This window comes from Actinoplanes sp. NPDC051470, from assembly GCF_040682035.1.
In the GTDB taxonomy this organism is placed as follows: Bacteria; Actinomycetota; Actinomycetes; order Mycobacteriales; family Micromonosporaceae; genus Actinoplanes.
This window is the reverse complement of the sequence record NZ_JBFBAA010000008.1, coordinates 32,807-45,281: the sequence shown is the minus strand read 5'-3', so window position 1 is coordinate 45,281 and position 12,475 is coordinate 32,807. Positions and strand designations below refer to the sequence as shown.

Below are 12,475 nucleotides of genomic sequence, written 5' to 3'. Positions count from 1 at the left end.
CCCATCCGGCCTTTCCATGCCCGGATGGGTGATCTGGGCTTGCTTGGGTGATCATCGCGGCACTAGTATTCGAACATGCGTTCGAATGAGTCGATCCTCCGTCTCCGTGCCGCGGTGAGTGCCCTCGTCGATGTCGACATCTCCGCCTGGGACGACACGTCCCTCAACGACCACCTGGCCGAACTCTCCTCGGCCCTCTGCGAGGTCGACGCCGAGCTGAGCCGGGTCGCCGACGCGATCCGAGCGCGTGGGTTCCGGGTGGTCGAGCCGATAGCGGCATGAGCGCCGGCCCGTGAACAGGTGCCGCCGCCTGCTCCGCTCCGGCCGCCACTTCTTCGTTCCCGACCGGTTTTCTGACCCCGATTGAGACCGCCCGGCCGTTGTCCCCGGCCGGGTTTGGCGGGGCCGCGTGTCCCCGCGGCTTCCGCCTCATGGGTGGCCGGCCCGTCCACCTGCCCACGAGCGGACCGGCCACCCACCCCGAACGCCCGCGAGCCGTTGTCCTTTCCGGCTCCGGGCCCGACCCGGATCGTCCGGGCCTTCGATCCGGGCCGAACGCGGTCCGGTCCCGGCCACTCAACGGGGGAGTGCGCCGGGACCGGCCCGCGCCCCAGTGGTCTTCGAGCCGAGGGCGGCTTTATGGGCCTCGTTCGCCGCCATAGTGTGCGAGAATCGCACACTATGGCAGACATCGACGCGCGGACCTTGGGGGAGCGCATCCGAGATGCCCGTAAGCGAGTGGATCTGAGCCAGGACGACCTCGGGAAAGCCGTGGGCCTCGAGCGCACTGTCGTCAACAAGGTCGAGTCGGGTGGTCGCAAGGTCACCGCACTCGAACTGTCCGACATCGCTGCCGCGATCGGCGTACGTATGTCCACCTTCTTCGAAGAGCCCGTCCCGGCGCTTGTCGCGCATCGATCCAGCCAGGGCCTTGATACCACGGACTCTAAGATTGACGCCCTCTTGGCCGAGTTCGCCGGCGAGGTCGAGTTCGTCGCCTCACTCGGTGTCGACGAACTGGGACTCGATGCCGCTGCCGCAGTCGCGCAGGCAGGCATAACACGACCGACGACCACCACAGAGGCTGAGGCGCTTGCTGGGAGAGCGCGTGAATTGATGGACCTTACGCCCGAGGAGCCGATTCGCCGGCTCTCGGAAAGCGTTGCCGGAGTGGGGCTGCTGGCTTTCTCCCGCGATCTTGGCAAGGACACCGCCGATGCCGGCACGATCCTGTTGCGTCGTGGCGGTGTGAGCCTGGTGAACAGCCACATGAAAGTCGGCCGTAGGCGGCTCGCATTGGGGCACGAGCTCGGCCACTACCTGATCGCGGACGACTACACCGTCGACTGGCGAGTGGCTGATCACTCTGATCAGGTCGTCCCCATGGAGTCGCGCCTCGATCGTTTCGCGCGCGCCTTGCTCTTGCCGCGGACGGCCGTCGAACGGAAGTGGAGCGAGAAGGTTTCCGACTCAGGGGTGCGCGGTGCAGCTATTCGGATGGCCAGCGAATTCCGGGTTGACATGGCCACGCTTGCGACTCGGCTGAAGGAGTTGGGGCTGGCCGACGGCGGCACAGCCAACTCAGTGCGTGAATACCGCACCACGAAAGCCGACATCGTTGAAATGAATCTGAACGTCTCCCTCGAGAGCTTGGGAGGAACGACGGTTCCCCGGCCGTTCACTCTGGCCGTACTCCGGCTGGTGCGGGACGAGCGGATCAGCCGGGAGCGTGCACTGGACCTGCTCCAGGGAACCTTCGACGAGGTGGACCTGCCGGAGATCCGCGACCGGCGACCCGATGAGATCTGGAAGTTCGTTTCGTGACGGTGCCCGAACAGGCTTTGGTGTTCGACACGGGTCCCATGCGACATTTCGCGATTCAGGGTTGGCTCGGAGTCTTGCGCTTTCTCGCCGGAGAGCGCCCGGTGTATATACCGGACAGCGTCGAACGCGAGCTCGACCAGGCTATCGAACATGTTTCCGCGGCCCGCGCCGTGCTCGATGCTGGCTGGATCCAGGTCTACCGGTCGACGAGTAGTGACTTCCTCAAGGCGTTTGCCCGCTACGCCGATCGGCTCGTGGCCGACGGAAAGAATGTGGGCGAATGCGGGGTGCTGGCCATGGGGCAGATCTTCAAGTGTGAGGTGGTGATCGATGACGCGACACCACGCAGCGTCGCAGAAGAAGATGGTATTGGTCACGGCCACCGTTCCCTTGCTCTGCGATGCGATCCGTGCGAGGAAACTAACAACCGTGATGGTTGAAGCGCTGGCTGACGACCTCCTGGAGAGTGAGTACTTCCTGCCCTTTGGCCGCGGTGGTTTTCGGCAACACGTGATGGAGAACGGCCTTCTGGACTACGACGAGCTCTGAACCACGTTCCTTTCGACCTGCGCCGTCGGCCCGAAGCCTGCGGCTGAGAGCGTCTCGGCGGTCGTCCATGTCGCGAAAATGTCGTAGGGAGCTGCCAGGATGACCTGGTGCTTTTCGTGGATGTGGCGGCTACGTCGGCGGCGGTGAGTGCGACCTCGGGGCGTAAGGCCAAGGTTGAGTTGCTTGCCGAGGCGCTTCGGCGGATGGGGCCGGACGAGCTGGCGGCCGGGTCGGCCTACCTGGCCGGGGAGTTGCGCCAGCGGCAGACCGGCGTGGGTTATGCGAGTTTGCGTGACCGGCCGCCGCCCGCTGAGGCGGCCACGCTCACCGTGGCCGCGGTTGATGCGGCGATCGCTGAGATCTCGGTGGTCGGCGGGGCCGGGTCGCAGGCTCGGCGGCGGGAGTTGCTGGGGGCGCTGTTCGGTGCGGCCACGGCCGATGAGCAGCGGCTGCTGGTCGGGTTGTTCGGTGGGGAGTTGCGGCAGGGCGCGCAGGCCGGGTTGCTGGCCGATGCGATCGCCAAGGCCGCGGCGGTGCCGCTCACGGCCGTACGCCGCGCATTGCTTCTGTCGGGAGACCTCAAGCAGGTCGCGGTGGCGGCGCTCGGTGGGGGTGCGGCGGCGTTGGGCGAGTTCAGCTTGCGGGTGGGTACGCCGCTGACGCCGATGTTGGCCCAGAGTGCGCCCGATGTGGCCGCCGCGCTGATCGCGACCGGGGTGCCGGCGACCGTCGACGTGAAGCTGGACGGGATCCGGATCCAGGTGCATCGCTCGGGTGATGAGGTGGCCGTCTTCACGCGGAGCCTCGACAACATCACCTCGCGGCTGCCCGATGTGGTGGCGGCGGTGCGGGCGTTGCCGGCGCGCGAGATCGTGCTCGACGGTGAGGCGATGGCGCTGGATGCGAGTGGGCGGCCGCGGCCGTTCCAGGAGACGTCGAGTCAGGCCGCCACCCGGGGCGCGAAGGGTGAGAGGCCGGCCGGGGCGGTGCTGACGCCGTGGTTCTTCGACCTGCTGCATGTCGACGGCGCCGATCTGCTCGACGAGCCGGGGCGGGTGCGCTGGGCGGCGCTCGCCGACGCGGTTCCTCGGGAGTTGATCGTGGGCCGCCGGGTGGTCGAGACCGAGGAGCAGGCGGCCGAGGCGTTCGCGGCGGCGCTGGCGGCCGGTCAGGAGGGTGTGGTCGTCAAGGCGCAGGAGGCGCCGTACGACGTGGGGCGGCGCGGGTCGGCCTGGGTCAAGGTGAAGCCGCGGCACACGCTCGACCTGGTGGTGCTGGCCGTCGAGTGGGGACACGGGCGGCGCAAGGGGTGGCTGTCCAACCTGCATCTGGGCGCGCGCGACCCGCGTACCGGCGGATTCGTGATGCTGGGCAAGACCTTCAAGGGGCTGACCGACGAGTTGCTGCGCTGGCAGACGCAGCGCTTCCAGGAGCTGGCGACCGGTGACAACGGCTGGGTCGTCACGGTGCGGCCCGAGCAGGTGGTGGAGATCGCCTTTGACGGGGTGCAGACGTCGCCGCGCTATCCGGGTGGGGTGGCTTTGCGGTTCGCGCGGGTGCTGCGCTATCGCGACGACAAGAAGGCGGAGGCGGCCGACACGATCGACATGGTCAAGGCCATCGGCATGCCACCGGCCTGATCGCTCGGCGGGCCGGTTCGGCGGTCCGGGCGGTCCCGGGTTGGATCAGATGGCGGCCCGGGTGGTCGCGGGTGGATCAGATGGCGGCCAGGGAGCGGACGTAGTTGACCTGGTGGTGGATGGCGGCCACCTGGGACTGGTCGGTGACCGGGATGCGGGCCACGTACTGGCGGGTGCCGTTGGTGACGGTCACCTGGACCGTGCCGCGGGCGATCGTCTCCTTGACCAGCAGGAAGAGCAGGCTGAAGACGGTCAGCACGCAGAAACCGGCGACCGCGCAGATGATCGCCCACTGGGGGATGCGCTGTTCGTGGTGCCAGTAGTCGTGGACCTGCCAGTTCGAGCCGGCCAGGGGGATGTCTCCGGCCGGAGTGTGGATCACGGTCGAGGTGACGCGCATCTCTCCGACGTGGACGATGACCGGGCCGGGCGGGAGCAGGTCGGCCGGGGTTTGATAGGGCTGCACCGGCTGTTGCGGATAGGCGCCGGCGGCCGACTGGCCGGTGATCGGCGCGGTGGGCGCAGCGGGATACCCCGACGTGGACGCACTGGGGTAACCGGAAGCCGGCGCGGCGGGATAGCCCGATGTGGGATAACCCGATGTCGGCGCGGCGGGATAGCCCGAAGAGGGCGCACCGGGCTGACCGGACACCGGCGGAGCGAGTGGATCCGGCTGGCTGGAGACCGGATGCTGCGGCGCCGGGGCGTTCGGCGGCGGCGGCGGTGGTGTCTGCTCGCCCCAGGGATCGCTCGGTGCGGAGGTCACTCCTGAAGACTACCCAGCGCACACCAGCCAACGCAGTCCCCACTCAGGAAGGACGCGGCAGGTGAGAACGTCACTCGGGCCGACGCGCCGCGGGCACCACGGCCGCCGCCGAGCCATCGGAAGCGGTCCGATCGGAGGCGGCCCGGTCGGCCTCGGAGACCCGGTCGCGCGCGGCGCCAGGCGTGTCGCCGTGTGCCTCCTTGCGGGCCTGCCAGGCGAAGGCCAGCAACGCCATCAAGGCGAACAACCACCACTGGACCGTGTAGCCGCCGTTCTGCCACGCGTCCTCGTGGTCGATCGGGATCGCGGTGAAACCGGGCTCGGGTGACGACGCGAGGAGGTAGGCGCCGTACAGCGGGTACGGCATCTCGGCCGCCAGGCGGGGCAGGGACACGCGGCGGGTGTCGAGCCGGCCGTCGCGGTGGCCGATCGGGGCCGGCTTGCTCTCCGAGCGGTGCACCTGGCCGACCACCGTGACCGTGCCGGCGGGGGCCGGGGGCGCCACGGGCGCGGCGACCGCCCCGCCCGACGCGGGCGGCACCCAGCCGCGGTCGATCAGCACGGCGGTGCCGTCGGCGAGGACCAGGGGGGTGAGGATCTCGAAGCCGACACTGCCGTCGACCGTACGGCCGCGGGCTTGAACCTCGTGGGCGGGATCGTAACGCCCGGTGACCGTGACCTTGGTCCAGGCGAGCGCCTCGCCGGGGTTGGGGCCGGTCTTGCCGGGGGCACCCGGACGGGTGAGAACCGATGTGAGCGGAACCGGTGAGCCGGTCGCCGCCGCGTCGATGCGGTCGTTGATCGCGCTGCGTTCGTGGTACCGGTGCAGCTGCCAGTTGCCGAGGAACACCATGACCACCGACGCGGTCACGGCGAGCGCCGCGGCGGCCAGCCAGCGCGGCGTCAGCAGGAACCGATACACCCTTGCGAGGCTACCGGGCACCCCAAGATCGCAGCGCGGGGGAGCGGTCCGGGTAGGGTGCGAGATCCGCACCGGAGACCGGAAGGGGGAACTGGCAGTGACCGCTCAGCCGCGACTCGTCGTGAGCGCGCCCGCCTCGGGGCATGGCAAGACCGCGATCGCCGTCGGCCTCCTCGCCGCGTACGCCGCCCGCGGGGTGCCCGCCGCCGGGTTCAAGGTCGGTCCGGATCACACCGATGCCGCGTACCTGGGCATGGCCGCCGGACGCCCGGGCCGCAACCTCGACCCCCGCCTGGTCGGCGCCTCCCACATCGCGCCGCTGTTCGCGCATGGCGCGGCCGGCTCGCGGATCTCGGTGATCGAGGGCGCGATGGGCCTGTTCGACAGCTTGACGGGGCAGCCCGAGATCGACGGCACGGCCGCGGTGGCCGCCGCCCTGCGCGCCCCGGTCGTGCTGGTCATCGACGTGGCGGCGATGGGTCACTCGGTGGCGGCGCTGGTGCACGGCTTCCGGATGTTCGACGAGATGGTGCATCTGGGCGGGGTGATCCTCAACCGGGTCGCGTCGTCCCGCCACGAGCAGCTGCTGGGCAGCGCCCTGGATGATCTCGGCATGCCGGTGCTGGGCGCGCTCCGGCGCGGCGACCTGCCCAACGTTCTGCCTGGCCGGGCCCAGGGTGTGGTGCCGGCCATGCATCGGACGGCCGACGCCTCGCGGGCCATCCAGCTGCTCGGTGAGGCGGTCGGCCGCGGCGTCGACCTCGACCGCATGCTGGCGCTGGCGTCGACCGCGCCCGCGCTGCCCGGTCCGGTGTGGTCGCCGGCCGAGGCGGTCGTGGCGCCCACGCCGGGCGGTCCGCGTCCGGTGATCGCGCTGGCCGGTGGCCCGGGCGCGACGTTCTCCTACGCCGAGACCGCGGAGTTGCTGGTCGCGGCGGGTGCGGAGGTCGCGGTGGTCGATCCGTTGCGCGATGAGAAACTTCCGGCGGGGGTACGCGGACTCGTTGTCGGCGCCGGCCTTCCTGAGTCGTACGCCGGTGAGCTGTCGGCCAACCGCCGCCTCGCCGCCGAGGTCGCCCAGCGCGCCGCCGACGGCATGCCCGTGATGGCCGAGGGCGCCGGCCTGACCTGGCTGGTCCGCGACCTGGACGGCCTGCCGATGTGCGGCGTGCTCGACGCCGGCGCCCGCACCGGCGACCAGGTGGTGGCCGGCTACCGCGAGGCGACCGCGCCCGCCACCTCGCCGCTGGCCCCGGTCGGCGCCCGGATCACCGGTTACAAGCAGGTCCGGGCGATCGTCACGCCGCGCGCCGGCGAGCAGCCGGCCTGGATCTGGTCGGGCACGCCGGAGGGGTTCGTCTGGCGCCAGGTGCATGCGTCCCAGCTGGGCATCCACTGGGCCGGCGCGCCCGAGATCGCCCGCCGCATCGTGCTGGCCGCGGCCCCGCGTCCCAAGATCACGAGCCAGCCGATCGAGCGGAAACCGGGACCGAGGGAGGAGAAGACGGCGGAGCTGACCGTCCGGCCGGCCATCGAGGCCGAGGCCGACACAGCGGATGTCGTGACACGTCCGTAACCTGAACAGAAGCCCTCCACACGTAAGAGAAGGAGGCGGACGCGTGGCCGACCAAGTTCCCCTGGACTTCGACCCCCCGGTGCGACGGCTCCGGGCCCTGCTGCTCGGCGTCGCCGACGAGGACCTGACCGCACCGACCCCCTGCCCCGACTGGACGGTCGGCGACCTGCTGCACCACATCATGGGACTGTCGTACGCGTTCACCGCCGCCGCGCGGAAGGCGACCGACGTGCCCGGCACCGACGGCCCGCCACCGGAGCCTTCCGCCGCCGACCTGCCACCACACTGGCGCAGCCGGATGCCGGTCCTGCTCGAGGAACTGGCCACGGCCTGGAAGGATCCGGCCGCCTGGACCGGCACCGCGATGGCCGGAGGCGTCACCCTGCCGGGGGCCGAGATGGGCCTGGTCGCGATGGACGAGGTCGTCACGCACAGCTGGGACCTGGCCCAGGCGACCGGTCAGGAGATGGCCGCCGACCCGCGGATCCTGGAGGCGTTGCTGGAGTTCCTGTCGCGCGGCCCGGACGAGGGCGTGCCCGGCATGTTCGGCCCGGCCGTCACGACGGACGACGAGGCCTCGCTGCTCGACCAGGTGGTGGCCCGGGCCGGCCGCGACCCGCTCTGGCAGCAGACCGGCCGTCGCCGCCGCCCGGGCTTCACCGCGCAGCGGCAGGGCGACGACTCCCCGACGAGAACGGCGGCGAGCTAGCGACCCCGGTTCCGGCGGTTCGAGCCGTTCGACCCGTCGGAGTCGTCGGAATCGCGGGAGCCGTTGCGGCGATCGTTGCCGGAGCCCGAGCGGCCGCTGCCCACCAGCTTCCCGGACGGCGCGGCGAACTTCGCCTTCGGCTGGCCCTTGAGCGCTTCCTTGAGCGTCTCGGCCACGGTGAACTTCGAGATCGTGCCGCGGCCGCTGCCGACCACGTTGTCGGGGTTGTCCGGGTCGGCGACGAACCCGGCCGCCGCCAGCTGGGGCGTGAACCCGCAGAACCAGGCCGTCTTGTTGCTGTCGGTGGTGCCGCTCTTGCCGGCCACCGGCCGCTGCATGGTCGCGTGCACCATCGGCGAGGTCTCCCAGCCGCCGCACTCGCCCTTGGCCGCGCCGTAGCCGGTGACGCACCGGGCGGCGTCGGTCGCGGCCAGCGCCACCTCGCGCTTGACGGCCTGGTGGCAGCGCGGCTTGGCGACCTCGACACCCTTGTATCTGGCCTGCTTGCCGTCCATCCCGGCGATCGAGCGGACCGGCAGCGGCTCGCAGTACTTGCCCTGCGCGGCGAGTGTGGCGAAGACGTTGGCCATCTCGACCGGGGTGGCGTCGCTGACCCCGAGGGTGAAGGCGCCCCAGCCGTCGGCGCGGTCGGGCGTGGCCATCGTCCGGTCGATGTCCGTACGCCACTTGAGCCCGAGCCGCTCGGCCATCCGCACCGCCTTCTCCGAGCCGACCTTCTGCTCGAGCCAGACGAAGTACGTGTTCACCGACTTGCCGAAGCCGCTCCACATGGTCTGCCGGCCGCTCATCGACTTGCTGGAGTTCTTCGGGCACCAGTGCTTGCCGCAGGCCGACGGGCCGGGCGAGGTGAAGTACTTGGACCGGAACTGCTGGGGCGCGTTGAACGACGTGGACAGGGGCAGGCCCTTCTCCAGGGCGGCGAGCATGGTGAAGATCTTGAACGTCGACCCGGCCTGGTAGCCGGCCATGTCGCCGCCGCCGAGCAGCGGGTTGACCGTGTTCGGGTAGTTGCCCTTCAGGCCGTCCTTGCGTTTGGCCCGGTCGGTGTGCCGGCCGTTGCCGCTCTGGTCCAGCGAGTACGTGCGGTTCACGGCCATCGCCTTGATCTGCCCGGTGCCGGGCTGGATCAGGACCTCGCCGTGCGCGTACTTGCTCTTGCGTTCCTCCTTGTCGAGCACGTTCTTCATGGCGGACTTCTGGATCCGCGCGTCCAGGGTCGTGACCACCTTGTAGCCGCCGCGGCGCAGCGACTCCTCGCGCTCGGCCGGGTCGACGCCGAAGGCCGGCTGCTCCAGCCACCAGCTGCGGAAGTAGTCGCAGAAGAAGCCCCAGTCGTTGTGCTTGGCCGAGACCGACACGCAGTCGTTGGGCGGCGAGCTGAGCTTCAGGACGATCTTGGCCTTCTTCGCGGCGGTGGCCTGGTCGGTGGTGATCACGCCCATCTTGAGCATCTGGTCGATCACGTAGTTGCGCCGTTCAGTGGCCGCACGCTGGTCGTGGACCGCCGGGTCGTACGCCGAGGGCGCCTTGACCAGGCCGGCCAGCAGCGCCGCCTCGGTGAGCGTGAGCTTGCCCGGCGACTTGGAGAAGAACACCTGAGAGGCGGCATAGACCCCGTACGCGCGGTGCCCGAAGTAGGCCGAGTTGAGGTAGCGCTCGAGGATCTCCTGCTTGCTGTGGCGCTTCTCCACCTCGATGGCCAGCCGCATCTCGCGCAGCTTGCGGGCGGTGGTCTGCTCGGTGGCCTCGAGCGCTTCCTTCGGGGTCTTCGCGCCGTCCCGCAGGGCCATCCGCACGTACTGCATGGTCAGCGTGGACGCGCCCTGGGAGACGCCACCGGCCTGCTGGTTGGCGACGAACGCGCGGGCCACGCCCTTGGGGTCGACCCCGTGGTGCTCGTAGAAGCGGGTGTCCTCGGAAGCCACGATCGCCTGGGTGATGTACGGCGACATGTCGGCCAGCTCGGTCGGCTTGCGGTGCTCCTCGTAGAAGGTGGTCAGCAGGGTCTTGCCGTCGTTGGCGTACACGTAGGTGGTCTGCGCCGACGGGACGACCGACAGCTCCTCGGGCAGGCTCTGCAGCGCGTCCGAACCGGCCTTGATCCCGAAGCCGGCCATCGCGGCCAGGGGGTAGGCGAGACCTGCGACGACGACCCCGGCGATGAGTCCCGCGCGGATGAGGGGGGCGATCCGGCCGGCTGCGGAGAGGGGTCGATTCGTCACTCTTCGACGGTATGGCAATAAGCCTCACATACGCATCAAACGGCTGAAGTGAGAGCGACATCCCGGTTCCGTCATGCTGATCCCATGACGTACGACCTGGGCCATCACGGTGACAGCGAGGTCGGCGCCGGCCTGATCGACCTGGCCGTGAATGTCCGCCGGGCGCCGATGCCACGGTGGCTCGCCGATCCCGTCGCGGCCTCGCTGACCGGGCTGGCGGCGTACCCGGACCAGGGCGAAGCGATCGAGGCGGTCGCGGCCCGGCACCGCCGTGACCGGGGCGAGGTCCTGCTCACCGCGGGCGCGGCCCAGGCCTTCGTGGTCATCGCGCAGGCGTTGCGCGGCGCACGCCGGCCGGTCGTGGTGCATCCCCAGTTCACTGAGCCCGAGGCGGCGCTGCGAGCCGCCGGGCACGAGGTCGAGCGGGTGCTGCTGACCGAGGCCGGCGGCTTCCGGCTGGACGCGCGGCGGGTGCCCGAGGACAGCGACCTGGTGATCGTCGGCAACCCGACCAACCCGACCTCGGTGCTGCACCCGGCGGCCGAGATCGCGAAGCTGGCCCGGCCCGGCCGGGTGCTGGTGGTGGACGAGGCGTTCGCCGACACGACCTTCCGGCCGGGCGTCGCGGGGGAGCCGGAGTCGCTGGCCGAGCGCCGCGACCTGCCCGGCCTGGTCGTGCTGCGCAGCCTGACCAAGACCTGGGCGCTGGCCGGCCTGCGTATCGGCTACGCGCTCGCGGCCCCAGAGCTGATCATGAGGTTGCGGCCGCACCTCCCGCTCTGGCCGGTGTCGACACCCGCCCTCGCCGCCGCCACCGTCATCGCCAGTGACCGCGCCGTCGCCACCGAGCGTGCGATCGCCGAGGAACTGGCTGCGGAGCGTGCGCACCTGGTCGAGGCGCTGAGCAATGTGCCGGGTATCACGATCGCCGGCGAACCGGCCGCCGCATTCGTCGCGATCCGACTCGCCGGTGCTGACAAGATCCGTCTTGAGCTGCGCGAACGCGGCTGGGCGGTGCGCCGCGGTGACACCTTCCCGGGCCTGGGTCCCGATTGGCTCCGAATGGCGGTGCGCGACACTTCCACCACGGACGCGTTCATCGAGGCGCTGAACGACGCGATCAAGACGGGCGCGGCGAGGTGAGCCGCGGTGAGGAAAGCCGCGGTGAGGCAGCCGCAGAAGAGGGAGCCGCAGTGAGCCTGGAGAGCACCGTCGCCGCCATCCGCCCGGCGGACGAGGCGGCCATGGCCGCGGCCCGGGACCGCCAGGCCCGGCTGACCAAGCCGGCCGGGTCGCTGGGCCTGCTGGAAGACCTGTCGGTCCGCCTGGCCGGCCTGGCCGGCGAGTGCCCGCCGCCGCTGCCCGAGCCGGCCACGGTGGCCATCTTCGCGGGCGACCATGGCGTACACGCGCGGGGTGTCTCGCCCTGGCCGCAGGAGGTCACCGCCCAGATGGTGGCCAACTTCGTGGCCGGCGGCGCCGTGGTCAACGCCTTCGCCCGGCAGAACGGCGCCGACGTGCTGGTCGTCGACGTCGGCGTGGCCATCCAGCTGCACGGCGGCCGCAACCTGCTCGACGTGAACATCCGGCGCGGCACCCGCGATCTGACCGCCGAGCCCGCGATGACCGCCGCCGAGACCCGGCAGGCCGTCGAGACCGGCATCTCGGTCGCCCACGCGCTGACCGACGGCGGCGCCCGCTGCCTGCTCACCGGCGACATGGGCATCGGCAACACCACCCCGGCGGCCGCGCTGATCGCCGCGTTCACCGGCCGCCCGGCCGCCGACGTGACCGGTCGCGGCACCGGGATCGACGACGAGACATACGCCCGGAAGGTCGGTGTGATCGCCGCCGCCCTGACCCGGCACGGCCCCGACCCGGCCGACCCGCTCGGCGTGCTGGCCGCGGTCGGTGGCCTGGAACACGCCGCGCTGACCGGGTTCCTGCTCGGCGCGGCCGAGCGCCGGGTCCCGGTGATCGTCGACGGCGTGATCGCCGCGTCGGCCGCCCTGGCCGCCGCCGCCCTCGCCCCGGACGCCGTCGCCGCGATGGTCGCCGGCCACCTGTCCGTCGAGCCCGGCGCCGCCGTCGCGCTCCGCCACCTCGGTCTGACCCCGCTGCTCGACCTGGGAATGCGCCTCGGTGAGGGCACCGGCGCCCTGCTCGCGCTGCCGATCGTGGCGAGCGCGGTGCGGGTTCTGCACGACGTCGCCACCTTCGACTCGGCCGGGGTTTCGGAGAAGTGA

11 protein-coding genes are annotated in these 12,475 nt (G+C 71.0%); 8 read left to right on the top strand and 3 right to left on the bottom strand.

Annotated elements, in window-relative coordinates; all coding sequences use genetic code 11:
* Nucleotides 1–75 precede the first annotated feature (75 nt).
* The 4 genes from AB0M54_RS16260 to AB0M54_RS16245 all read left to right on the top strand — a co-directional run bounded on the left by AB0M54_RS16260 (nucleotide 76) and on the right by AB0M54_RS16245 (nucleotide 4,013).
* Nucleotides 76–282 carry a hypothetical protein gene (locus AB0M54_RS16260; RefSeq protein ID WP_364331067.1) on the top strand — a complete coding sequence of 69 codons (207 nt, stop codon included), beginning with the start codon at nucleotides 76–78 and terminating at the stop codon, nucleotides 280–282.
* Between the two features lie 399 nt (nucleotides 283–681).
* Nucleotides 682–1,824, top strand: coding sequence for an XRE family transcriptional regulator (locus tag AB0M54_RS16255; RefSeq protein WP_364471902.1), 1,143 nt, complete (start codon nucleotides 682–684; stop codon nucleotides 1,822–1,824).
* Nucleotides 1,821–2,264 carry a hypothetical protein gene (locus tag AB0M54_RS16250; protein ID WP_364471899.1) on the top strand — a complete coding sequence of 148 codons (444 nt, stop codon included), beginning with the start codon at nucleotides 1,821–1,823 and terminating at the stop codon, nucleotides 2,262–2,264. The genes AB0M54_RS16255 and AB0M54_RS16250 overlap by 4 nt, the downstream gene beginning before the upstream one ends.
* 216 nt (nucleotides 2,265–2,480) lie before the next feature.
* Nucleotides 2,481–4,013 (top strand): ATP-dependent DNA ligase, encoded by a 1,533-nt coding sequence (locus tag AB0M54_RS16245; RefSeq protein ID WP_364331076.1) that lies wholly within the window; start codon nucleotides 2,481–2,483, stop codon nucleotides 4,011–4,013.
* Nucleotides 4,014–4,089: 76 nt separating this feature from the next.
* Here AB0M54_RS16245 and AB0M54_RS16240 read toward each other — a convergent pair whose 3' ends face one another.
* Together AB0M54_RS16240 and AB0M54_RS16235 are read right to left on the bottom strand one after the other, a co-directional pair.
* Entirely contained in the window at nucleotides 4,090–4,779 is a 690-nt protein-coding gene (locus tag AB0M54_RS16240; protein ID WP_364331079.1) for a hypothetical protein, read from the bottom strand.
* 70 nt (nucleotides 4,780–4,849) lie between these two features.
* Nucleotides 4,850–5,701: an SURF1 family protein gene (locus tag AB0M54_RS16235; protein WP_364471897.1), complete on the bottom strand. Its 852-nt coding sequence runs from the start codon at nucleotides 5,699–5,701 to the stop codon at nucleotides 4,850–4,852.
* Nucleotides 5,702–5,798: 97 nt separating this feature from the next.
* Here AB0M54_RS16235 and AB0M54_RS16230 point away from each other — a divergent pair, with 97 nt between their 5' ends.
* Both AB0M54_RS16230 and AB0M54_RS16225 read left to right on the top strand, forming a co-directional pair.
* On the top strand, nucleotides 5,799–7,277 hold the full coding sequence (locus tag AB0M54_RS16230; RefSeq protein ID WP_364471894.1) for a cobyrinate a,c-diamide synthase: 1,479 nt from the start codon (nucleotides 5,799–5,801) through the stop codon (nucleotides 7,275–7,277).
* A gap of 43 nt (nucleotides 7,278–7,320) precedes the next feature.
* On the top strand, nucleotides 7,321–7,986 hold the full coding sequence (locus tag AB0M54_RS16225) for a TIGR03086 family metal-binding protein (RefSeq protein WP_364471891.1): 666 nt from the start codon (nucleotides 7,321–7,323) through the stop codon (nucleotides 7,984–7,986).
* On the opposite strand, the gene AB0M54_RS16220 is transcribed toward AB0M54_RS16225, so the two are convergent.
* A complete protein-coding gene (locus AB0M54_RS16220) occupies nucleotides 7,983–10,229 on the bottom strand; it encodes a transglycosylase domain-containing protein (RefSeq protein WP_364471888.1) in 2,247 nt (748 codons plus the stop codon). The two genes, AB0M54_RS16225 and AB0M54_RS16220, sit on opposite strands and share 4 nt — an antisense overlap.
* Before the next feature lie 48 nt (nucleotides 10,230–10,277).
* On the opposite strand from AB0M54_RS16220, the gene cobC reads away from it, so the two are divergent.
* Together cobC and cobT are read left to right on the top strand one after the other, a co-directional pair.
* On the top strand, nucleotides 10,278–11,372 hold the full coding sequence (gene cobC, locus AB0M54_RS16215) for an Rv2231c family pyridoxal phosphate-dependent protein CobC (RefSeq protein WP_364471885.1): 1,095 nt from the start codon (nucleotides 10,278–10,280) through the stop codon (nucleotides 11,370–11,372).
* 50 nt (nucleotides 11,373–11,422) lie between these two features.
* Nucleotides 11,423–12,475, top strand: a complete 1,053-nt coding sequence (gene cobT / locus AB0M54_RS16210; RefSeq protein ID WP_364331095.1) for a nicotinate-nucleotide--dimethylbenzimidazole phosphoribosyltransferase — start codon at nucleotides 11,423–11,425, stop codon at nucleotides 12,473–12,475.

What these genes read in the sequence shown, in the direction of transcription:
- AB0M54_RS16260 (WP_364331067.1), top strand. Translation starts at nt 76, where the DNA reads ATGCGTTCGAATGAGTCGATCCTCCGTCTCCGTGCCGCGGTGAGTGCC.
- AB0M54_RS16255 (WP_364471902.1), top strand. Translation starts at nt 682, where the DNA reads ATGGCAGACATCGACGCGCGGACCTTGGGGGAGCGCATCCGAGATGCC.